This window comes from Pontibacter qinzhouensis (assembly GCF_008017455.1).
In the GTDB taxonomy this organism is placed as follows: Bacteria; Bacteroidota; Bacteroidia; order Cytophagales; family Hymenobacteraceae; genus Pontibacter; species Pontibacter qinzhouensis.
In genome coordinates this window covers 1-21,091 of sequence record NZ_VRTY01000044.1, presented here as the reverse complement: position 1 = coordinate 21,091, position 21,091 = coordinate 1, and the positions used below count along the sequence as shown (strand labels likewise).

18 protein-coding genes and 2 pseudogenes are annotated in these 21,091 nt (G+C 47.5%); 13 read left to right on the top strand and 7 right to left on the bottom strand.

Annotation, left to right across the window (positions count from 1 at the left end):
- Positions 1–132 precede the first annotated feature (132 nt).
- The 4 genes from FVR03_RS12705 (at position 133) to FVR03_RS12690 (ending at position 3,150) form a co-directional block, all read left to right on the top strand.
- Positions 133–819 (top strand): YggS family pyridoxal phosphate-dependent enzyme, encoded by a 687-nt coding sequence (locus tag FVR03_RS12705; protein ID WP_147922129.1) that lies wholly within the window; start codon positions 133–135, stop codon positions 817–819.
- Between the two features lie 59 nt (positions 820–878).
- Positions 879–1,331 carry a DUF2750 domain-containing protein gene (locus FVR03_RS12700; RefSeq protein WP_147922128.1) on the top strand — a complete coding sequence of 151 codons (453 nt, stop codon included), beginning with the start codon at positions 879–881 and terminating at the stop codon, positions 1,329–1,331.
- Between the two features lie 346 nt (positions 1,332–1,677).
- Positions 1,678–2,529 (top strand): glycerophosphodiester phosphodiesterase family protein, encoded by an 852-nt coding sequence (locus FVR03_RS12695; protein WP_222707229.1) that lies wholly within the window; start codon positions 1,678–1,680, stop codon positions 2,527–2,529.
- A 243-nt stretch (positions 2,530–2,772) separates the two neighbouring features.
- Entirely contained in the window at positions 2,773–3,150 is a 378-nt protein-coding gene (locus tag FVR03_RS12690) for a DUF423 domain-containing protein (protein ID WP_255474203.1), read from the top strand.
- A gap of 97 nt (positions 3,151–3,247) precedes the next feature.
- On the opposite strand, the gene FVR03_RS12685 is transcribed toward FVR03_RS12690, so the two are convergent.
- The 3 genes from FVR03_RS12685 to FVR03_RS12675 all read right to left on the bottom strand — a co-directional run bounded on the left by FVR03_RS12685 (position 3,248) and on the right by FVR03_RS12675 (position 5,644).
- The gene (locus FVR03_RS12685; protein ID WP_147922126.1) at positions 3,248–3,691 is read right to left on the bottom strand and encodes a DUF1573 domain-containing protein; all 444 of its coding nucleotides are present in this window, start codon (positions 3,689–3,691) and stop codon (positions 3,248–3,250) included.
- 90 nt (positions 3,692–3,781) lie between these two features.
- Positions 3,782–5,188, bottom strand: coding sequence for an ATP-dependent DNA helicase (locus tag FVR03_RS12680; protein ID WP_147922125.1), 1,407 nt, complete (start codon positions 5,186–5,188; stop codon positions 3,782–3,784).
- A complete protein-coding gene (locus FVR03_RS12675; protein ID WP_147922124.1) occupies positions 5,189–5,644 on the bottom strand; it encodes a PaaI family thioesterase in 456 nt (151 codons plus the stop codon).
- A 135-nt stretch (positions 5,645–5,779) separates the two neighbouring features.
- Between FVR03_RS12675 and FVR03_RS12670 the strand changes: the two genes are divergently transcribed.
- Together FVR03_RS12670 and FVR03_RS12665 are read left to right on the top strand one after the other, a co-directional pair.
- Positions 5,780–6,274, top strand: a complete 495-nt coding sequence (locus tag FVR03_RS12670) for an NUDIX domain-containing protein (RefSeq protein WP_147922123.1) — start codon at positions 5,780–5,782, stop codon at positions 6,272–6,274.
- A gap of 83 nt (positions 6,275–6,357) precedes the next feature.
- Positions 6,358–7,422: pseudogene (locus tag FVR03_RS12665) on the top strand (PA0069 family radical SAM protein).
- Between the two features lie 303 nt (positions 7,423–7,725).
- Here the strand turns inward: FVR03_RS12665 and FVR03_RS12660 are convergent.
- A complete protein-coding gene (locus tag FVR03_RS12660) occupies positions 7,726–8,598 on the bottom strand; it encodes a manganese catalase (protein ID WP_147922122.1) in 873 nt (290 codons plus the stop codon).
- 389 nt (positions 8,599–8,987) lie between these two features.
- Here FVR03_RS12660 and FVR03_RS12655 point away from each other — a divergent pair, with 389 nt between their 5' ends.
- The 4 genes from FVR03_RS12655 (at position 8,988) to FVR03_RS12640 (ending at position 14,022) form a co-directional block, all read left to right on the top strand.
- Complete coding sequence (locus FVR03_RS12655; protein ID WP_147922121.1) at positions 8,988–9,806, top strand: FRG domain-containing protein; 819 nt, start codon at positions 8,988–8,990, stop codon at positions 9,804–9,806.
- A gap of 289 nt (positions 9,807–10,095) precedes the next feature.
- On the top strand, positions 10,096–11,154 hold the full coding sequence (locus tag FVR03_RS12650; protein ID WP_255474202.1) for a hypothetical protein: 1,059 nt from the start codon (positions 10,096–10,098) through the stop codon (positions 11,152–11,154).
- A gap of 713 nt (positions 11,155–11,867) precedes the next feature.
- Entirely contained in the window at positions 11,868–12,761 is an 894-nt protein-coding gene (locus FVR03_RS12645; RefSeq protein WP_147922120.1) for a transglutaminase-like domain-containing protein, read from the top strand.
- 94 nt (positions 12,762–12,855) lie between these two features.
- Positions 12,856–14,022, top strand: a complete 1,167-nt coding sequence (locus FVR03_RS12640; protein ID WP_147922119.1) for a sigma-54-dependent transcriptional regulator — start codon at positions 12,856–12,858, stop codon at positions 14,020–14,022.
- Positions 14,023–14,148: 126 nt separating this feature from the next.
- Here the strand turns inward: FVR03_RS12640 and FVR03_RS12635 are convergent, their stop codons facing one another.
- Positions 14,149–15,066, bottom strand: coding sequence for a zinc-dependent peptidase (locus FVR03_RS12635; RefSeq protein ID WP_147922118.1), 918 nt, complete (start codon positions 15,064–15,066; stop codon positions 14,149–14,151).
- A 222-nt stretch (positions 15,067–15,288) separates the two neighbouring features.
- Positions 15,289–16,284, bottom strand: coding sequence for a LuxE/PaaK family acyltransferase (locus FVR03_RS12630; protein WP_147922117.1), 996 nt, complete (start codon positions 16,282–16,284; stop codon positions 15,289–15,291).
- Positions 16,285–16,356: 72 nt separating this feature from the next.
- On the opposite strand from FVR03_RS12630, the gene FVR03_RS12625 reads away from it, so the two are divergent.
- On the top strand, positions 16,357–16,923 hold the full coding sequence (locus tag FVR03_RS12625; protein WP_147922116.1) for a hypothetical protein: 567 nt from the start codon (positions 16,357–16,359) through the stop codon (positions 16,921–16,923).
- Between the two features lie 366 nt (positions 16,924–17,289).
- Here FVR03_RS12625 and FVR03_RS12620 read toward each other — a convergent pair whose 3' ends face one another.
- The gene (locus tag FVR03_RS12620) at positions 17,290–19,698 is read right to left on the bottom strand and encodes an alpha-ketoacid dehydrogenase subunit alpha/beta (RefSeq protein WP_147922115.1); all 2,409 of its coding nucleotides are present in this window, start codon (positions 19,696–19,698) and stop codon (positions 17,290–17,292) included.
- Positions 19,699–19,893: 195 nt separating this feature from the next.
- Here FVR03_RS12620 and FVR03_RS12615 point away from each other — a divergent pair, with 195 nt between their 5' ends.
- A complete protein-coding gene (locus FVR03_RS12615; RefSeq protein WP_147922114.1) occupies positions 19,894–20,676 on the top strand; it encodes a DUF1573 domain-containing protein in 783 nt (260 codons plus the stop codon).
- Between the two features lie 237 nt (positions 20,677–20,913).
- A pseudogene (locus FVR03_RS12610) lies at positions 20,914–21,091 on the top strand (alanine dehydrogenase); the annotation flags it as partial.

The window sequence follows — 21,091 nt, the reverse complement described above, 5'->3', positions numbered from 1 at the left end:
CTTAAAATTCGTTTAGCAGGGGAAAACTACCAGGCAAAGCAGCCGGCTGAAGTAAAAAAGCAGCTGCTTAAATTGGCTAATTCTTAAAAATAACTTATACTTATTCCATATTATCAAACAACGGACACCACCATGCCTACAATCGCTGATAATATCCTGTTTTTCGACGAGAAACTACGACTTACGCCCTGCCGCCTGGTAGCCGTTTCTAAAACGCACCCAGTGGCCGCCATCGAGGAAGCTTACAATGCCGGGCACCGGTTATTCGGAGAAAACAAGGTACAAGAGTTGGTAGAGAAACACGAGCAGCTACCCCACGACATTGAGTGGCACCTGATCGGGCACCTCCAGACAAATAAGGTGAAGCAGATCGCCAGCTTTATCAACACCATTCAATCGGTTGACAGCCTGAAGCTGCTGCTCGAGATTAACCGCCGTGCCGAAGCCTGGAACCGCACCACACCTATTAACTGCCTGCTCCAGCTTTCTATCGCAGACGAAACCACCAAGTTCGGCATGGACTACGAAGAGGCGGTGGCCCTGCTGCAATCAGAAGAGTACCATGCCATGAAATACATCCGGATAACAGGTGTAATGGGCATCGCCACCAACACCGACAACCAGGATAAACTGCGCCAGGAGTTCCGGTACCTGCGCCAGTGCTTCCTGAACCTGAAAGAAACGTTTTTTCATGCCAACCAGGATTTCACAGAAATATCGATGGGAATGACCTCCGACTGGGAACTGGCACTGCAGGAAGGCAGCACCATGATTCGGGTAGGAAGCGGCATTTTCGGAGCCCGCCACTATAACAAGTAAACCTAGCACACAACAAGCAACTAAATACTTAATTTAAATTAGCATAACACCAGAGCACTATGACAAAAGATGCAGCAAGTAATGAAACCAGGTACAACCAATTTGTAGAAGAGGTTGTGGCCACTGGCACCGTATGGGGGTTATCGAAAGATGAAGCGTGGGCGACATCTTCCTCAGCTGACTACGAAGACGAAGATGTGATCTTGTTCTGGTCTGATGAAGACAGTGCAAAAGCATGTGCCGAAGACGATTGGGCCACTTACCAGACCGAGTCGGTAACGCTCATAGATTTTCTGGAGAACTGGTGTGTAGGCATGTACGGCGACGAACTGATTATGGGAACCAACTGGACTCAGGACTTATCTGGCAAAGAAGTGGACCCGTTAATTGTAGCCCTCGACATTGTAAACTTACTGAAAGAAAAAGGCGAGACTCTCGAGTTTACCCAATACGACAACCAGGAAGAATTTGAGAAGCAGCTCATCGAAGCCCTGGAAGGCGAAGAAGACTAATTATTTAAAACAGAAGCAACTGTACTTAAAACTTATGTAAGTTGCTGTAAATCTGTATAACAGAAAGGCCACTGCTACTCTTGAGTTGCAGTGGCCTTTGTAGTAACTGCTGGTGCTTTTTGCTGTTGCCTTTTTTGCGGAACTTTGTTTTAGTTATCGTAAAAAAAGCAACAGCCTTAAATCTGCCGGAGCCTTATGTTACCTTTTCATGAAGAATAGGAGCAGATATTTTGTAGCAACTCCGAAGCATGCACCTTTGTGGTTCGTTACCTTACTGTTAATTATGAACCATAAGTATCTTTCTCTGTTATTCTCGCTGCTAACGCTTTTGAGCTGTACCCGGTCTATGAACAATTTACCAGCCACCGCACCTGCTGCCTTACCCGCCTTCGACAAAGAAGGTCATCGTGGAGCCAGAGGTCTGCTGCCCGAAAACACCATACCGGCTATGCTGAAAGCCCTGGAACTACAGGTAACCACGCTGGAGATGGACGTGCACATTACAAAAGACAAACAGGTGGTGCTCTCGCACGACCCGTATATGAACCGGGACTACGTGCTGCAACCCAACGGAGAAGAGATTCCGGCAGCAGATGCGAAAAAGCATATACTTTACCAGCTCGACTACAACCAGATCAGGGAGTTTGATGCCGGCTCCAAAAGAAACCCGAAATTTCCGGAGCAGCAGCCGCTAAAAACATATAAACCGCTTCTAACCGATCTGATAGATGCCGTGCAGGCACGTGTGCAGCAGGACCAACTGCCACAGCCCTTCTATAACATCGAAACTAAATCGAAACCTGCTACCGATGGCCTGTACCACCCTGAGCCAGCGGAATTTGTTAAATTACTGATGCAGGTTGTGGAAGAGAAAGGCATTGCGCCCTGGGTTATTATACAATCGTTTGATGTACGCACGCTTCAGGTGCTCCAGCAACAGTACCCCGAAGTTAAAACCGCCTTACTTGTTGAGAACCTGCGGTCGCTGGAATGGAATTTAGAGCAACTTGGCTTTACCCCCACCATCTACAGCCCCTACTACAAACTGGTAAGCCCAAAACTGGTGCAGGATAGCCACGCCAAAGGCATGAAAGTAGTTCCCTGGACCGTAAACGAACTCTCCGACATGCAGCAGCTGCAACAATTAGGCGTAGACGGTTTGATAACAGATTACCCGAACCTGTTCCAGAAGTTGTAAATCGTTATTAACAGACACCTCTCCTAAACCTCCCTCCTGCGTAGCTCAGACACTCGCAGGAGCTGCTCACACTGCCTTGTCTTCCATACCCTACTTTCCACTAACAATTTAACAATCAACAACCAGCCACCTACAAGTAAATTATTCTAATGAAATTGGCCTTCCAAAGAAAATTAAGTGCTTACTTTTGCATGGCCTCTTACGGAGCCTTTGTTTTGAAGTAACCTGACTTTACGATTACCCATGACGCAGAAAATTATTTTACTTATTGCCAGTGCCCTTGGCGCCTTAACTGTTATGATCGGTGCTTTTGGAGCACATGCACTTGCCCCAATGCTACAGGCAAGCGGCCGCACCGATACCTTCGAGACAGCTGTTAAATACCAGATGTACCACACGTTTGCACTGCTGGCGGTTGGTTTACTTCTTTTCAGGGTTGAGTCTCCGGCTTTGCAGGTCGCAGCCTGGTGCTTTGTGCTGGGCATACTGGTTTTCTCCGGCTCCTTGTACACCCTTTGCATTACCGGCATTACCTGGCTGGGCGCTATTACACCCATTGGCGGCACCTTGCTGATTGTAGGTTGGGGAGCACTCTTTTACGCTCTTGCCAAAGCGCTATAAACTCAACATTATAAATTACTTTGAAACAGAGAAGCCACCCGCATGCGGGTGGCTTCTCTGTTTTAGGAGGCACTGCAAAAGCAGTTTATCTGTATTATTAGTTGGCGCTAGCCGTAGATTTTGCTTTGATATTGGTCACGATGTACACATATTTAGCTCCATCGGTATTGTTAGAGTGTACGGTTATCGCTTTTTTCTGCTGGCCCATTTTACCGGCACTGTTAAATTTAGCTGTCACAAAACCAGTTTTGCCAGGCATTACAGGCTCTTTCGTCCACGATGGGGTGGTACAGCCGCAGGTCACATCCACGCGCTCAATAACCAGTGGCTGCGTACCTGTGTTCGTGAATTTAAACACGTGCTCTACTACATCACCTTGCGTAATATCGCCGAAATTAAATTCTGCTTCTTCAAAAGTGAGCGCAAGGCCATCGGTAACTGGTGCTTTTTGAGTCGCAGTTTGTGCTTTAGGAGCTTGCTGAGCCATTACACCACCAGCAGTAAGAGCAGCCAATGCTAATGATAAAAATAATTTTTTCATGAAAAAGAGAGTTTGAGTTTTGGGTAAACTTGCTTGTGCTAATATACTAATTTTAAGCAAAAACGATGCCTTATCTTCTTTTCGTATAATTCAGTTAACCAATAGTTGAGGGTTAAAGTTCAGCAGAAACAGTTCTGCCGATGAGCGGGTAAGGGCAGTGTAGAGCCAGCGGGCAAACTCTTCGTTTATCATGTCGTCTTTCAGGTAACCCTGGTCTACGAACACCGCGTTCCACTGGCCACCTTGCGCTTTGTGGCAGGTAAGGGCGTAGGCAAACTTCACTTGCAAGGCATTCAGGTACGGGTTCTTCTTTAGCTCTTTGCTTCGTTCGCGCTTGTTGGTTATGTCGGCATAGTCTTTCAGCACCTCCTCGTACAGCTTTTTATTTTGGTCGGCAGGTAGGGCTGGTGCATCGGTGTGCAGTGTGTCGAGCATAATTTTCACCTCCAGTTCCTCGGCATCGGGGTAGTCTACAAAACGCAGGCGGATGTCGGCAAACCGGAAGCCGTACATGTCTTCGAAGTTGATGATCTTGGTAATTTCCACAAAATCGCCGTTGGCCATAAACCCGATATCGGAGTCTTTGGGTAGCCAGAAGTAGTTGTTGCGCACAATCATCAGGTAATCGCCTACACCTATTTCATCTTCTGAAGAGAAAATCTGGCGCCGGATGTGCTGGTTGTACAGGTTCGCCATTTTGTTGGAGCGGCAGATGACGATGGTGCTTTCCACGCCAAATTTATCGTAGGCGTAACGCAGGCCATCTTCGAGCTTTTCGCCGGTCATACGGTACATGTCGCGCCAGCCTTTGGTGCTGAGCTGTATCTCCAGCTTCTCTTTGCCTAGTTGGTTGCGCAGGTTGGTGGCGTTCATCAGAATACCAGACTCCTCAGCCTGCCGCATCACCTGCTTCAGCTCCATTTCCTGCACGTGGCACCTGAACTTGTTTTTCAGGTAATCGGCATCTAACGAGGGGCTAATGGCCTGGTTGACCGGTGGCAGCTGTGCCGTGTCCCCAATAAGCAGGAGTTTGTTGTTATTTTTCTCGAAGGCATAGCCCAGCAGGTCCTGCAGCAACCCGTTTTCGCCAAAGCCGCTGTCATCCGAGATCATGGAAGCCTCATCTACAATATAAAAAGTATTTTCAGCCTTGTTCGGCTGCCGCGAAAACGACAGGCCTTCTGAATAGGGGTTAGCTGTTTGCCGGTATATTTTTTTGTGGATAGTAAAGGCTGGTTTGCTGCTGTACGACGACATTACCTTTGCCGCCCTGCCGGTTGGTGCCAGCAACACATATTTGTAACCGAACTTATTCAGGATTTTCACAAGAGAGGTAACCACAGTGGTTTTACCAGTTCCGGCATATCCTTTGAGCAGAAAAACTGGGCGGTCTTCCTCCTTCTGCAGTATAAAGGCATCTAGCTTGGCAAACAGCCTGGCCTGGTCATCGGTTGGCTCAAACGGGAAACTGGTTCTTAATGCTTCTACGGGTCTCATCTAATCTTCTCTTCTTATGGCTTCAGGGGCAATAGTGGCCATGGTGGCACTGGCTTTGGCAATAAGCAAGGGTTCGTTAGTTCCTTTAGTTACATACACTTCGGCCTCACAAAAATTAAGTCTGCTGCCTTGTTTCAGCACCCAGCCTTTAGCCAGCAGCTTCTCTCCCACCCCCGGGTTCAGATACGATACTTTCAGCTCCACGGTCACTACGTGGTGGTTTTTCGGCACCAGCGTTACTGCTGAGAGGCCGGCAACAATATCGGCCAGCGTGGCAATTACGCCGCCATGCGCGAAGCCCATGTGCTGCCGGTGCTCCTGGCCCAGCACCAGCTCACCTTCCAGCCTGCCTTCTTCTATTGTTGTTACCTCAAAACCCAGGTAACGCATAAATTCCTGCTGCTTCAGTTTTTCCTGTATGGAGGTTTTAAAGTCAGGGTTCAAGGTTTTAATCATGTGCAAAGCTACTAAGTATTGTGATAGCAGGCATAAAATTAACTTGTTTGCCAGCTAAGGAACACAATTCCGGCGTATTGTATGGTACAACCAACAGAATACGGTAATATTAGTACTTTAACCATACACCCCTCTATGGAAACAAATAACCCCAACCTATCAATTTATGCCGATAAACTCCGTGTGCGGGTTTGTGGCATCTGTATTCACGAAAACAAGTTGCTGCTGGTACGGCACCAGTCTACTGTTGCCAACAAAGCCTTTTGGGCTCCACCGGGTGGCGGCCTCTCCTACGCCGAAACCGTGGAGCAATGCCTGGTTCGTGAGTTCGAGGAAGAAACCGGACTGCAGGTAGTGGTAAAGCGTTTCCTGTTTGTGAACGAGTTTCTACAGGAACCACTGCACGCGCTGGAGCTCTTTTTTGAGGTAGAGATGGTGGGCGGGCAGCTCACGAAAGGTACAGACCCGGAGTCGGCCATAGACCAGCAGCTGATACAGGAAGTAACGTTTTTGAGCCGCGAAGAAATAAACAAGCTACCGGTACACGACAAGCACCGCATCCTGCAGTACCTCTTCTCGCTAGACGATTTGCTGGGGCTGCCTCACTACTTTTTACCTATAAAAAACTAAATTTATTAGTAATTTTAGGCTATAATGCTATATTAATTAGTATTTTAATTGATTTTGCGCTGCTTTCTTTTTAATTTTAAGGTATGATAAAGGCAGAGGAATTTCTGAAAGGGCGTGGAGCACAATACAATCCGGCAAACCCATACCTGCGGCAGGAGTATGTAGCGGAACATGTGGAGGGCCTGGATGAACCCATGCTCTTTAATACCAAAACCGAGTACCTGGTGGATCATCCTAAAAAGATCATCAATAAGGTCGAAAGCCCTGATATAGGTTTATCTTACTCGCTTAACCCTTACCAGGGTTGTGAGCATGGCTGCATTTACTGCTATGCCCGCAACACGCACCAATACTGGGGCTACGGCGCGGGCCTCGATTTTGAGAGGAAAATTATCGTAAAAGAAAACGCACCCGAGGTACTGGCGGCGCAACTGGAGAGCCCCAACTACCAGGTTATGCCACTCATGCTCGCCGGCAACACCGACTGTTACCAACCCATTGAAGCGAAAAAGCTGCTGACGCGGCGCATACTGGAAGTGCTGCTGCAGTACAGGCACCCGGTTAGCATCATCACCAAAAACGGGCTTATTCTGCGCGACCTCGACCTCCTGCAGTAACTCAATAAGCTCGACCTGCTCCACGTGAACATCAGCATTACGACCCTCGATGAGAAGATGCGCCAGAAACTGGAGCCTAGAACTGCAGCAGGTGCCAAGCGCCTGCTGGTCGTGAAAAAGCTTGCGGAGGCGGGGATACCTGTTAATGTTATGGTTGCGCCCGTTATACCCGGGCTGAACGACCATGAGATTCCGGCCATTATTGAGCGATCGGCAGCAGCCGGAGCCAGCCATGCCGCCTATACTATGGTGCGGCTCAACGGCAGCATCGGACCAATATTCGAAGATTGGATCAGGCAGGCTTTTCCTGACAGAGCCGATAAAGTGTTGAGCCAGATAGCAGACTGCCATGGCGGCAAATTAAACGACAGCCGCTTTGGCGTGCGCATGAGCGGCGAGGGCAAGTTTGCAGAAGCCATTGCCCGGCTGTTCCGCCTGAGCCGCCAGAAGTACATGGCAGGCCGCTCCATGAAACCCTTTAACTACAGCCACTTCTGCAAAAAAGCAGGCAAGCAGTTAGACCTTTTTTAAATGCTGCAGTTAGAATTTGCAGATGTACTTAAGACTGATTTCGATTGAAGCAGCAGATGAATTAGCTTTAAATAAAATTATATATTGCCAAACATCCTACAAGAACGAAAAAAAGCTGGAGCAGAATTTCGCCTGCTCCAGCTTTTGAAACTGTATAAATTTGTTTTTAGCTTTAAATTGAAAGAACATCAGGAGCATCCGTTTTTTCAGAAGGCAGCGTTGTAGCTAATTAACTTAAGCTGTAATTCCTGAAACAAGAACCAGCTGCTTTATTAAAAATGATACTTTCAGTTCCGTTGCTCTCTACAGTGCTCCTTTTACCTTATCGATTAATGAGTCGCCGCCATAAAATTCGATCTGCTCTTTTTGGGCATGGCCGCGTGGGTCCGGAGGCCCTAGTTGTGGCTCCTGGCCTTGTGGTGTAATGCGTACTGCCGAAAATTCGCCTTTACCGTCCATAGATGGACCGGAAGTAAAACGACCCTGCACATCGGCATCGGCTTCGATGTTGGTAGAGAAGAACTTATAGTTAAATTCCTGGTTCTCCATGTCCTGCGGGAAACTGTTTGGGATTGGGTGCACATTTTTAAGGCCTCCAAGTTCTTCTATTACCGCCAGCCACTGGTTCTGGTGCATCGTGTCGCGGGCTATCAGGAACGACAGCATATCTTTCATGCCCGGATCGTCGGTGGCTTCCCAGAGGCGGGTGGCAAGTACACGGCCCGTAGACTCGGCCATCACGTTTGCATACATATCGGCTGCTATATTTCCGCTACCTACAACCCAGGAGCCATTAAAGGGAACTCCGTTACTGTCTACAGCCATGGCGGCCATACCAGAGGAGAGGATGTGCCGGGGGTCCATACCACCCATAACAGCTCCAATCATCTTATCTTTTGCCATTTCATCTTTCAATGAAGCCGGTGCTCCCTCCAAGTTCAGGGCAACGGCTGTTGCCAACATCTCGATGTGCGCAATTTCCTCGGTGCCAGTATCGAGCAACATATCGCGGTACTTAACCGGACCTCTGCTGCCCCAGGCCTGAAACAGATATTGCAAACATACCCGTATCTCACCTTCTATTCCGCCTATAGCCTGCTGAAGCATTCTGGCAAACATGGGGTTTGGCTTATCGACCCGCACACGGTACTGCAACTTTTTATCATGGTAAAACATAGCTTATTTTGTTTGGTTAAACATGCATATTTGTACGGCAGCAGCAGCACACAGTTTTATAATAAGCTAATTCTGTATTTATTTTATCCTATTACGTATTTATTCAAAACTCTCGTAAAATACTGATTTTTAACTGTATTAAATTTACTTACAAGAACACAAACACGCCATACTACCAATCAACCCTTGGCACCTAGCTGCTTAAAAAGCCTTTTGAAGGGCAAAACCATTAGAATAATTTATTCGGGATGCAGCCTGTTGAGTAGTCTGAGTTATCTTTTTTATTGAAGCTGGAATATGCCATTGTTTTCTGAAACATCACCGATAAAATAGAGTAGATTGCATTGGCTGCTTGAGGTAAAAGCCGGCACATAAAACAATGCGCAAGAATGGAAGAAGGAATAGATATTGTGGTGAATAATTGGGCTGAGGTACAGGCTGCTTTATTTGACCATAGTTGGAACGATAAGATTAACCGGTTCCGCTCTAACTACGTTTACAGGGGCTCCTGGAGCAAAAATCATCAGCTATCGACCAGCATTACCCGCCTTGGCGATCAGTATGCCGAACTGGAGCCGCACATTCTGCGGAATTTCAGAAAATATGCCCACAGCAACGCCGCACCCGGCGACTCGATCTGGAACTGGCTGGCAGTGGCCCAGCACCACGGCTTACCCACCCGCCTCCTCGATTGGACCTACTCTCCGCTGGTGGCACTGCATTTTGTGACTCAAGACCTCTCGAAGTACCACGAAGACGGTGTGGTATGGTGCGTGAACTATGTAAAATCGAGAGATTACCTGCCGATGCCCCTTAAAAAAGCACTCGATGGTGAAGGATCTAATGTGTTTACGCCTGAGGTGCTGCAGCCGGTGTGCCCAACACTCCGCGAACTGGCAAATTTTCAGGCCGATGAGTTTGTGTTGTTCCTGGAGCCACCATCGCTGGATGCACGCATTGTGCACCAATACGCCCTTTTCTCGCTTATGTCGGAGGTTACGGCCGCTATGAGTAATTGGCTGCACCAGCACCAGGAACTTTACTTCAAGGTTATAATTCCGGCCAGGCTGAAATGGGAAATCAGGGATAAACTAGACCAGGCCAACATAACAGAAAGAGTGCTGATGCCGGGGCTTTCAGGACTTAGCGAGTGGCTGAAACGGCATTATACCCACAAATACCTGAACAGCGACAGCGAACCCGGGTAGCAGATGTAGCAGCTACTATCTAGCGAACCAGTTACCTCTTTTTCAAGCTACTTTCTGAAATGGAGTATCTTCCGCAAATAAAGTTTTAAACAGCGGGAGGTCGTGAAATGGCTTGTAAGAGCGAAGTTAAGCTCGCCATGATCATTTTTTATTTCTAATTTTAATTTATTAATGTAGTAGCGGGTAAGGCCGTAGCAGTTTGCTTCGTTTTACCAGAAGACCAGGTTTTTACCAGTTGGTACTACCGTTACTATTTACCTGATGCTGCCACAACAGCTAATTGTATTTCATGAAAAAGCGACCACCCTACTTGCCTTATATTACTACCACTTTAAAAGATCAGGCACAAAAGATACTGTGGCCATGGCAATTGCCCGTATGGCTGCTTGTAACTACCTTGCTAAGCGCCTGCAGCACCGACTCAACACCGGAACAAGCAGAAGAGACCTCTCCCACAGAAGCCACTGCTCCCGATACAAATGCGGCAGCTGTTGCTCCGCCCGCCGAAGCGCCTGCTCCCACACCAGATACCCTGTACCACTACCCTGGCCCTAAACCTTTGCCGGGTGCTATTTTGCCGGCACAACGTATTGTGGCGTTTTATGGCAACCCGCTCTCTAAACGGATGGGTATTTTAGGGGAGCTGCCGCCAGAGCAGATGCTGGCGCAGCTAGACCAGGAAGTTGCCAACTGGCAAAAAGCCGACTCCCTGACACCTGTTAAACCAGCCCTGCACCTTATTGTAGTTACCGCCCAGGGGCAACCGGGCCGTGGCAGTAAATACCGCCTCCGCATGACTGATAAACTTATTGAAGATGTGCTCGAAATGGCTAAACTACGCGATGCGCTGGTGTTTCTGGATGTGCAGATAGGCCGAAGCTCTTTACAGGAGGAGTTGCCGCGGCTGGCTCAGTTCCTGCGTTTGCCCCATGTGCACCTGGGCATCGATGCTGAGTTTGCCATGCCAGAAGGCGGCGTACCTGGCAGGCGCATTGGCAGCTACGATGCAGCAGACATAAACTACGCCAGCGGGTTTCTGGCAGACCTGGTAAAGGAGCACCAGCTACCTCCTAAACTGCTCATCGTGCACCGCTTTACACAAGGCATGATCAAAAACTACCAGAACATTTCGCTAAAGGAGCAGGTACAGATCGTGATGCACATGGACGGCTGGGGACCTCCTGCGCTAAAAAAAGATACCTTCAGGCGGTATGTTCAGAAGGAGCCGGTGCAGTTTAGCGGTTTTAAGATCTTTTATAAAAACGACCTCCGCAACGGTTCACGCCTCATGACACCAGCCGAAATTCTGGCCCTGGAGCCTACACCACTCTACATTCAGTACCAGTAGCAGCAGCTACAACCCTTGGCACCTAACAGGCCTATTTAGCTTCGGAAGGCCTTTTTTATTAGAAGAATCTGATTATAGATTTTTAGTTGTTTGGTGTTGAATGACTCAATGGCGATGTAGCTAGCCTCGCAATTTGAAGTCTTAATTCTTTGATAGGGGAAACTTGGGTATAACCGCCTATAGAACTACATCACACGTTTTCAGACAGGCGACCAGGCTTTGAGCAAGGCAGCAGGACAGGGTGCTACCCCAGAGCAACAACAGTACTATGGCAGAGGTTTCGCTAATTTTGTTAGTTGGAGTTTTGGAAAAACTATGGGAACACAAGCAACAGGTACCGGCGCAGTTATGGCTGGTAAAAGGAAATTATTCTAACAAAAAGGGCCTTCAGAAGGTAAAACACCTCTATCGGCCTCAAGGGTAACCATTTTTTGCAGGTAATATTTGCCCAGGCAGATGAAGCAGATATTATTCTTAAACTGGGAAAAAACCATCAAAATAACGGCTGGTAGTTAGCAAAGGTATTTTAGGAAGTAAATATAATTCGCGAACTTACAGGAAGCCAGGGCACTGGAAAAAACATTAAAAATTTTAAAGCCAAAATGAGTAGAAAGGCTCGGAATTTGCGTTACCATTTAAAAGCAGGACACTGTTATAGTTTATTTTTTAAAAAAGGCCCAGTGCGCCCGTAGTACCCTTTAACTTTTTGCCCCATGATGTCAAAGCTAAAGCCGCAGAATCTCGCTCGATTTTTAGTGCGATTTATTCAGATTATCGTCGTGTTCCCGATGGCAGTCCTGATCAGCTTTTACATTCCGCCTGTCAGTTTCATCGATTATGAGATGAACTTTTTGCTATGCGTAGTAATTGCGGCTATCCTGTCTGTTGGCATTACGGCACTTAGCCGTAAACTGATCGTGGTTATGTTTTTTGGCATGGTGGGCTTTATCTTTTTCAGCAGCACGTTTACCAGCTACTCCGTTGATAATCTTTATTCTGATTATAACGCGATGCTGGTGAACATGACCAGCAGCACAAACAAAGTCTCTTATTTTAAACCTATACGAGGCACTTATTTTCAGGAGCGCCGGGTAAAAAGTGCCATGCAGCCTACACACCCGGTGGTGCGCAATTTCGCTGTAGAAAACTCTACCCGTTACTTCCACGACGAATATTACCGCAAGCATGGCAAGCTCGTACGCTATTTCTCTTTGTTTAAGCACATCCGCCTGAATTGGAAATATGTGAACGATCCGGTTGGATTAGACTATTACTCACCGCCCACCGAAAGCATTAGCCTGCTGGCCGGCGACTGCGACGATTACGCTATTTTAATGGCTTCTTCGATTATGGCCATAGGTGGCGAAGCCAGAGTAGTTATCAGCAGCAGCCACATGTACACCGAGGTAAAAGTAGGCAAGGTTGAGGACCTGGATAATATCGGGTATGTGGTGCGGACTTTGTTTCCGGACGAGGTAAATGGCGGCAAAATTCATTTTCACGAAACCAATGGCGACCTCTGGATTAACTTCGATTACACGGCCCACTACCCTGGCGGACCGTTTCTGGAGCCTGAGCTTTACAGCGTAATCTCATTTAACAGATAAGCTGTTTCCCAACATATTTAAACCTACAAGTATAGCAGCCACCTTGATTTGTGGCTGCTAATTGTTTATACTTATCCCAAAATAAAACGTACCTATGCCCAAAATTCTGATTATAGATGATGAACGGGCCATCCGCAGTACACTGAAAGAAATTCTGGAATTCGAAAACTACACGGTAGACGAAGCAGAAGACGGACAGAAGGGCCTGCAGTTCATCAATAAAACAAAATACGATGTGGTGCTTTGCGACATTAAAATGCCCGGCATGGATGGCATTGAGGTGCTGGAAAAAGCCATGGAATTATCGCCCGACACTCCTTTTATTATGATATCGGCACATGGCACCATAGACACGGCCGTAGATGCGACTAAAAAAGGAGCCTATGATTTTCTGCAGAAGCCACCCGACCTGAACCGCCTGCTCATTACCGTACGCAACGCCCTCGACAAGGCCAGCCTGGTAACGGAGACGAAGGTGCTGAAAAAGAAAATCTCGAAGGCTTACGAAATGGTTGGCAGTTCTCCTGCCCTCGACCGTGTAAAGCAGGCCATAGAAAAGGTAGCGCCAACCGATGCCCGCGTACTGATTACCGGCCCCAATGGCTCTGGTAAGGAGCTGGTGGCACGTGCCATACATGAGCAAAGCAACCGCTCTGGTGGCCCGCTTATTGAGGTGAACTGTGCCGCCATACCAAGCGAACTGATAGAAAGTGAATTATTCGGACACGAGAAAGGCTCTTTTACATCGGCCGTGAAGCAGCGTATCGGTAAATTTGAGCAGGCGAACGGTGGCACATTGTTCCTGGATGAAGTTGGTGACATGAGCCTTTCGGCGCAGGCCAAAGTGCTGCGCGCCCTGCAGGAGCACCGCATTACCCGCGTTGGCGGCGATAAAGACATTCAGGTAGATGTGCGGGTATTGGCGGCCACGAACAAAAACCTGCTAGAGGAAATTGAGGCCCGTAATTTCAGGGAGGACTTGTACCATCGTTTAGGCGTAATTCTGATACATGTGCCGCCACTGAACGAACGGCGGGGCGATATTCCGGATCTGGTGCAGAAGTTCCTGAACGATATTGCCAATGATTACGGTACCAAACCTAAAACCATAAGCCCCGATGCGCTGGAGTATCTGCAGCAACTCGACTGGCGCGGTAACGTGCGGGAGCTCCGCAATGTGGTAGAGCGGCTAATTATTATGAGCGGCCCCGAAATTACCGCTGAAGATGCCAAAGCTTATGCACGACCTATAGTGTCGTAAATTGACTTTCAAATTTAAAACGGCTGCCCCAAAACTGGAGCAGCCGTTTTTTTTGGTTTTTGAACCTGGTTACCCTTGAATCAAAATCATTAAAAATCCTTTGGAAGACTGTTTTCATTAGAATAATTACGCCGCAGCCTTTTTACTTAAACAGCAGTTCTTGTACTTTTCTCCGCTGCCACAAGGGCACAACTCGTTGCGACCAAGTCGTTTGCCATAAGGGTTCAGCAACTCTCTGAAATTAATCCGGAACCGGCGCTTTGGGTTCTGATGAAAAACCTTTGTTAGGATTTCGTAAAGCTTCGGGTGCTTCTCAGCCAGCTGATCGGGCTTCTCGAAAAAATATTCTGTTACTACTGCAAAAAATTCTGCTTCGCTAGTGGCACCATAGGGATTAATGTCTGATTCGCCGGCTTTAATACTTTTGATTTTGCGGTACATCAGCTCCTCCCAGGGCTTCAGCAACTCCTCGGGCATATAAGCTTTTGGTACGCCATCTATTTCGCCATCTGCCTGGTCGAGCATGTGTGCAAACTCGTGTATGCCTACGTTTTTACGATCTGCCATATCGTTAAAGCCCTGCTCCAGCGCTGGTTTAGACAGTGTTACGTAGTGGTCGTTCTGGAATGGATTGACACGGCCCAGCACCTCTGAGACCGCTTCACTTTTTTCGTCTTTGAACCGATGAATACTCCCCGGGAATACAATAACCTCTCCCAGATTCTGATACTCCCAATCCCGGAAACCAAAAATTGGGATAATAGCACTAGAGGCCACCAGAACGCGTGTTGTCTCATCTATATCGGTTTGAATGCCAGTAATGCGTTTCTCCGACAGAAAAAGCTGCACCATCTTCTCGAAACGAGGCTTGTTCTCCTCCGTCAGGGTGTGGTAGAAGCCAACTCTGTCCTGCAGAATTTTTCGCCACTCCACCGGAAACTCGGTAGCCAGCACTTTTTTACGGTGCCTGCTCTTGCGTGTGGCAAACCTGTAAAGCAGCAGGCAAAGCCCTACTGTAAAAAGAAAGAAAACGATGTAACCCATGGGCACCTTTAACGGACAATCAGCAGGAAAGATGTTTGAGCTGTGGTAAATTGAAAACTGATGTTACGCAGACAGATTGTTGGTTGCTAATTTTTGACTTGCTAAATGTTTTAATGGTTAAATTGTTGATTGTTGGGAGCAATCACCGAAAAACTGGCAGGATTGAATTTGGAAAGGCAAATAAATAATATTTATAAACATTTCTAATTTACAGAAACAGCACTAACTCACAAGCAAGTTGCACCCTCTTATGTCGGAGTTATCGAAGCGGCCTAATACCTCAAAAGAGCCATCAGGATGAAGCCTGCCAATATCCTTTGTCTCAATAAAGGCACAGGAATCTACGTTTGCCAAATCGATAACGTTTATGCCGCCGGAGCGGTGGCTGGTGCTGATGTGGAAAGGATCATTCAGGTCGCGGAGCAGGATGCGCATGGTATAGCCCGACCAGAAGAGCCCCTGCCCCTTAGAGTAGCCCTGCGACAGGAGTTCTGTCATGCCATATTCTGAATGAATTTCTGGTACGCCCAAGTCTTGCTGCAGTTGCGCGTGCAGCTCCTCCCGAATCATTTCTTTGCGACGGCCTTTCATGCCGCCCGTTTCCATAACCACTACGCCAGACAAGTTTGTTCTGCCTTTTAGCTTATCGGCCAGGTCGAGCAGAGCGTACGACACCCCGATCAGGAGCACTTTTTTTTGCTGTTGCTTTGCCAGTTTGATGGCTTGCAACAGCTGGTCGTGGTTGTGCAGGTAAAAACCTGCTTCGTTTTGGCCCGTCTGTTTTATAAAATAATCGACCATGGCTACCAGCGAGGAGCCGCCCTGCTCCAGGTAAGATGGCAGCAGCGCCAGCACCACAAAATCTTGCAAAGCGCCATAAAAAGTCTCGAAAATCTGCTTTGAAATTTGCTCATACCAGACCAGGTTTGCTACCTCATGCTGGCTTTGGGTACTCTGGGTGGTGCCGCTGCTATAAAAAACCGCTTCAGGCTCGAAACTACCGGTAACGACCCGGTGCGTTTTAAAGAACTCGATCGGCAGATAAGGAATTTCCTCTAATCGCTTAACCTGCTCTGGCTCAGTACGCAAGTACTGCAGATACTCCCGGTACACCTGGTTGTGCTGTGCCTGATAACGGAACAAAGCAAGCGCCACTTCCTCAAAATTAAAACTTTGGGACTGTTGGAGTTGCAGGATGTGTTGGGCTTTAAAATCCATCCAAAAATATATAACAAATGCGGTATCTAATCGTTTGAATTAGTAAATTTAGCTTCATTTTCTGACATCCGCATGAAATACCTGTTTAAGTATAGTGCCACGCTCGTGTTGCTGCTTGTGCTGTTTAGCTCCTGCCGCAAAGAACCTGTTTACGACGTGGTTCCGAACATTGAGTTTAAGCGTGTTGAAAAATCTACGTTCGATGAATTTGGATTGAAGCGGGATAGAATAAGTATTGTAGTTGGCTTTCAGGATGGAGACGGAAACCTGGGACTGACGCGCACCTCTGACACAACACATGCAGACCTGCGCCGTCCTTTTAACTTCGGATCTCCGTACTACAACAACTTCATTACTAAACTGTACATTAAAAGATTGCAGCAAAACGGTGAGTCCAGATTTGAAGAATATATTTTCCCGGTGCAAGGGTTCGACTTTAGCGGCCGTTTTCCGAGACTCTCCTCCGACGACAGAACAGAACCGCTGGAAGGCGACATAAAATACTCCTTTGATATTACGTCGGATCTGTTCCGGATTGGCGATGTAATTAAATTAGATGTGTTTATTTACGACCGCACGTTGCCTGTTCCGAACAGGAGCAATATTGTAACCACCAGCGAAATCACCCTTTTCCAATAAGTCCACCCTTGACCAATAATTGCTGTTTAAGCTTTTGGAGGGCTGTTTTATTTGAATAATTAGATTGCTGAAAGACTAAATTGTTTAATGGGTTTATATAAAGGCAAACTATAATATACTGCCATAGCTGCCACTAGCTTCCAGCTGGTGGTTTTAAATGGAGCGAGTTTTCAACTTGCGTGGACCACTAGTATCGCCTTCAGGTCTGTTTCCGCAAGCTGAAATTTGCCAGAATAAAAAACCAGAAGTTGAAAGCTCGCGGCAGTGATACTCAACTAATTCAAACGTCTCTCTATAAAAAGAGAAGTCCCTGCTGTACGGAAACAGCAGGGACTTCTCTTTTTATGCTAAACTTTAAAATCTATATTAATACATAACCGGGAAATTTTCCGGGTCTGAATCGTGCATCAGGCTGTATACCGCTTCGAAAACATCTTCGGTATTTGGCTTTGAGAAATAGTCGCCATCAGAAGCGTAAGGTGGCCGGTGCGCGTGTGCTGACAGGCATTTTGGTTTAGTGTCTAGGTAGCGCCAGGCATCCTGCTCATCTATAACCTGCTGCATCATGTAGGCAGTTGCTCCACCTGGCACATCTTCATCAGCGAAAAGAACCCGGTTTGTTTTCCGGATGGAGTCGGTGATTACGTGATCTATATCGAACGGTAACAGCGTCTGTACATCTATTACCTCGCAGGAAATACCATGTTCTTCCAGTTGAGTGGCTGCCTCCAGCACAATGCGGCACATAGAGCCATAAGTAACTACCGTTACATCTGTTCCCTGGCGCAGTATTTCAGGTTGGCCAAGCGGTACCGTAAATTCTCCGATATTGCTTGGAATGCGCTCCTTCAGGCGGTAACCGTTCAGACATTCAATTACCAGGGCAGGCTCATCTGCCAGCAGCAAGGTGTTGTAAAAACCTGCAGCTTGGGTCATATTGCGCGGCACCAGCAGGTGCATACCCCTGATGCTATGCAGCACCATGCCTATTGGCGAACCGGAATGCCAGATACCTTCGAGCCGATGACCGCGTGTACGAACAATGAGAGGCGCTTTCTGGCCGCCTTTGGTGCGGTACTGCAAACACGCCAAATCATCTGATAAAATCTGGATGGCATATAGCAGGTAGTCGAGGTACTGAATCTCTGAAATAGGCCGTAACCCCCTGAGAGCCGCGCCTATGCCCTGCCCTACTATGGTGCACTCGCGAATGCCGGTATCAGTTACCCGGTGCTCGCCATACTTTTCCTGCAGCCCTACAAAGGCCTGGTTAACATCGCCTATACGGCCTACATCTTCCCCAATCGCAAACACACGAGGGTCACGGGCCAGCATGGCATCAAAGCAGGCTCTGAGCACTTCGCGGGCATCTACGAGCGGCGCGTTTTCGTCGAATTCAGCTTTTACTTCCTCTATCTGCAAAGCCGCCTCATCAGACTGGCTGTATAAATAAGAATTATAGCGTTCGGTGTTCTCGCCCATTACCTGCTCCAGCCAGCCTGCTAGTTCGCGCTTGGCTGCACTGCGCTCGTGCCGCACATAACGCAAGGCTTTCCGAACCGCTTTCATGGCATCGGTGCGAATAGGATTTATGGTTTTTCGGAGGTCTTCCTTTATTTTGGTTATTTCAGCAGCATGTTCAGAAGCTGCAGCCAGTTCTTCGAGCAATCGGATGGCCTCGTCGTGATCTACTTTTATGTCTTCCGCGAAGGCGTTCCAGGCGGCACTGCGGGCAGCGCGCACATTGTCTTTCGCTTCAGCCTCAATGCGGTCGAGGTGCTCTTCGGTGGCAATGCCGCTTTCCAGAATCCATTCGCGCATCTTTTTCAGGCAGTCATATTCTGCTTCCCAATCGAGGCGCTCCTGTGGCTTGTACCGCTCATGCGAGCCAGATGTAGAATGCCCCTGCGGCTGTGTTACCTCCTCTACGTGCACCAGCACGGGCACATGTTCTTCGCGGCAAACACGCACAGCGGCTTCGTAGGTTTCGCAGAGGGCAGTATAATCCCAGCCTTTGACTCTGAAAATCTCGTAGCCCTGCTCGTCTTTGCTATATCGCTGAAACCCGGACAGCACCTCCGATATACTGCCTTTGGTGGTTTGGTACTCCGATGGTACAGATATGCCATAGCCATCATCCCAGACAGATACGAGCATGGGCACCTGCAGCACACCGGCTGCGTTAATGGCTTCAAAAAACACACCTTCTGAGGTAGAGGCATTGCCAATGGTGCCAAAGGCTACCTCGTTACCACTGTTAGAGAACTCGCTCAGGTACTGCAGCTCCGGGTTCTGCCGATACAGTTTAGAGGCATACGCAAGCCCTAGCAAGCGTGGCATTTGAGCAGCTGTAGGCGATATATCAGCACTGGAGTTCTTCATCTCCATCTGGTTTTTCCACTTACCTTCGTCATCGAGCAGGCGGGTTCCGAAGTGGCCGTTCATAGAGCGGCCCGCTGTTGAGGGATCTGCCTCGAGGTTGGTATGAGCATATAACTGTGCAAAATACTGCTGCAGCGTTAGCTCACCAATGGCAAACATAAAGGTCTGGTCGCGGTAATAGCCCGACCGGAAATCGCCATTCTGAAAGAATTTGGCCATCGCCAATTGCGGCACCTCCTTTCCGTCACCGAAAATCCCGAATTTTGCCTTACCCATAAAAACCTCCTTTCTACCCGTCAGGCTGGCCTGTCGGCTCTCCCAACCAATACGGTAGTCATTCAAAATTTCCTGGGTACTGAGTTTTTGAGTAATAGATGCTTCAGCAGTCTGCATGTTTTCTCACTAATAACTGTAAGTATGTTTTAAATCAAAAGTAAGGAAGATTTCCTCTAAATTCAAATGAAGGGTTTCTTCCGAAACAAAATTGGCATAGTATTGGACACTATTTTTTTGAAAAAGTTTTCATATCTTTGTTTGATTATTTAGGGAAAATCGTACTTTCATTGCAACAATAAATTTCTCACGGGCATGACAAAAAAGCTATACTTCCTGATGGCACTTTGCCTTGTTATGGCAGGCTTTAATGCCAGCGCACAAGGTGAACTTCAATTCGAAAAAGAGACGCACGACTTTGGCAGAGTTGCTGAAGGTGTACAAGCCTCTTACGAGTTTCAGGTAAAAAATGTAGGTAATCAGCCTGTAGTAATTGCAAATGTGCAGCCTTCTTGCGGTTGCACCACCCCAGACTGGACAAAAGACCCGATTCTGCCAGGTAAAACCGGCGTAATTAAGGCTGTTTATAACAGCACCGGCCGCCCAGGGCCTTTTCATAAAGCCATTACAGTTACCTCTAATGCTGCCACTCCTACCAAAACTATTTTCATTAAAGGCGAGGTTGGGCCAAAAGATGTAAAAACCAGTTATACGCCGGAACAAAAAGCAGCATCGCCGCGTTTGGCTGTTGGAACCACAAGTTATAACTTTGGCAAACTTGAAAAAGGCCAAAAAGCAGTAGCCAAATTTACTGTTAAAAACACAGGACGTGAGGACCTTGTTATAACAGGAATTAAGTCGGCCTGCAACTGTGTTAGCTTTAAAGTTTCGGAGGCTGCTATTAAACCAGGACAACAAGGAATTTTGGAACTAACTTATGCTCCAGCTATGTTAAGAGAGCAAAACGAGGTAGTAACAGTTATTTCTAACGATATAATAATGCCAGACCTGAAGCTGACGCTAAAGGCTACAGTAGTAGAAACACTGGCTTCAAAAAATATGTTAAGGGAGGGCGCACAGCCGGTACCTTTCAGATAGTTTTTTTCATAGTTTTATTTTGTACTAATGGCAGTGATTTTGTCGCTGCCTTTTTTCATTTCTAATAGTTTCGTTTCGGTCTATACACCACATTTCCAGTGCAATTACAGTTACAAAAAGCAACAGCCCGGCCACATGGTCTGGCTATTTTTTTTAGGAAGAAATGGTATCTTTGCGCATACATCTGAGAACGGCATTAAGCTGCTAAAACTACACACTCTACACAATCGAATTATTATGGTTATTGGAATTCCAAAGGAAATCAAGAACAACGAAAACCGGGTAGGAGCCACTCCTGCAGGTGTTTCGGAGTTAGTACGCAACGGCCACACAGTTTATGTGCAGGCTACCGCAGGCGAAGGTAGTGGCTTTGCCGATGAAGAGTACCAGCAGGCCGGTGCCAGCATACTGCCTT

What these genes read in the sequence shown, in the direction of transcription:
- FVR03_RS12705 (WP_147922129.1), top strand. Translation starts at nt 133, where the DNA reads ATGCCTACAATCGCTGATAATATCCTGTTTTTCGACGAGAAACTACGA.
- FVR03_RS12700 (WP_147922128.1), top strand. Translation starts at nt 879, where the DNA reads ATGACAAAAGATGCAGCAAGTAATGAAACCAGGTACAACCAATTTGTA.
- FVR03_RS12695 (WP_222707229.1), top strand. Translation starts at nt 1,678, where the DNA reads ATGAACAATTTACCAGCCACCGCACCTGCTGCCTTACCCGCCTTCGAC.
- FVR03_RS12690 (WP_255474203.1), top strand. Translation starts at nt 2,773, where the DNA reads ATGACGCAGAAAATTATTTTACTTATTGCCAGTGCCCTTGGCGCCTTA.
- FVR03_RS12685 (WP_147922126.1), bottom strand. Translation starts at nt 3,691, where the DNA reads ATGAAAAAATTATTTTTATCATTAGCATTGGCTGCTCTTACTGCTGGT.
- FVR03_RS12680 (WP_147922125.1), bottom strand. Translation starts at nt 5,188, where the DNA reads ATGAGACCCGTAGAAGCATTAAGAACCAGTTTCCCGTTTGAGCCAACC.
- FVR03_RS12675 (WP_147922124.1), bottom strand. Translation starts at nt 5,644, where the DNA reads ATGATTAAAACCTTGAACCCTGACTTTAAAACCTCCATACAGGAAAAA.
- FVR03_RS12670 (WP_147922123.1), top strand. Translation starts at nt 5,780, where the DNA reads ATGGAAACAAATAACCCCAACCTATCAATTTATGCCGATAAACTCCGT.
- FVR03_RS12660 (WP_147922122.1), bottom strand. Translation starts at nt 8,598, where the DNA reads ATGTTTTACCATGATAAAAAGTTGCAGTACCGTGTGCGGGTCGATAAG.
- FVR03_RS12655 (WP_147922121.1), top strand. Translation starts at nt 8,988, where the DNA reads ATGGAAGAAGGAATAGATATTGTGGTGAATAATTGGGCTGAGGTACAG.
- FVR03_RS12650 (WP_255474202.1), top strand. Translation starts at nt 10,096, where the DNA reads ATGAAAAAGCGACCACCCTACTTGCCTTATATTACTACCACTTTAAAA.
- FVR03_RS12645 (WP_147922120.1), top strand. Translation starts at nt 11,868, where the DNA reads ATGATGTCAAAGCTAAAGCCGCAGAATCTCGCTCGATTTTTAGTGCGA.
- FVR03_RS12640 (WP_147922119.1), top strand. Translation starts at nt 12,856, where the DNA reads ATGCCCAAAATTCTGATTATAGATGATGAACGGGCCATCCGCAGTACA.
- FVR03_RS12635 (WP_147922118.1), bottom strand. Translation starts at nt 15,066, where the DNA reads ATGGGTTACATCGTTTTCTTTCTTTTTACAGTAGGGCTTTGCCTGCTG.
- FVR03_RS12630 (WP_147922117.1), bottom strand. Translation starts at nt 16,284, where the DNA reads ATGGATTTTAAAGCCCAACACATCCTGCAACTCCAACAGTCCCAAAGT.
- FVR03_RS12625 (WP_147922116.1), top strand. Translation starts at nt 16,357, where the DNA reads ATGAAATACCTGTTTAAGTATAGTGCCACGCTCGTGTTGCTGCTTGTG.
- FVR03_RS12620 (WP_147922115.1), bottom strand. Translation starts at nt 19,698, where the DNA reads ATGCAGACTGCTGAAGCATCTATTACTCAAAAACTCAGTACCCAGGAA.
- FVR03_RS12615 (WP_147922114.1), top strand. Translation starts at nt 19,894, where the DNA reads ATGACAAAAAAGCTATACTTCCTGATGGCACTTTGCCTTGTTATGGCA.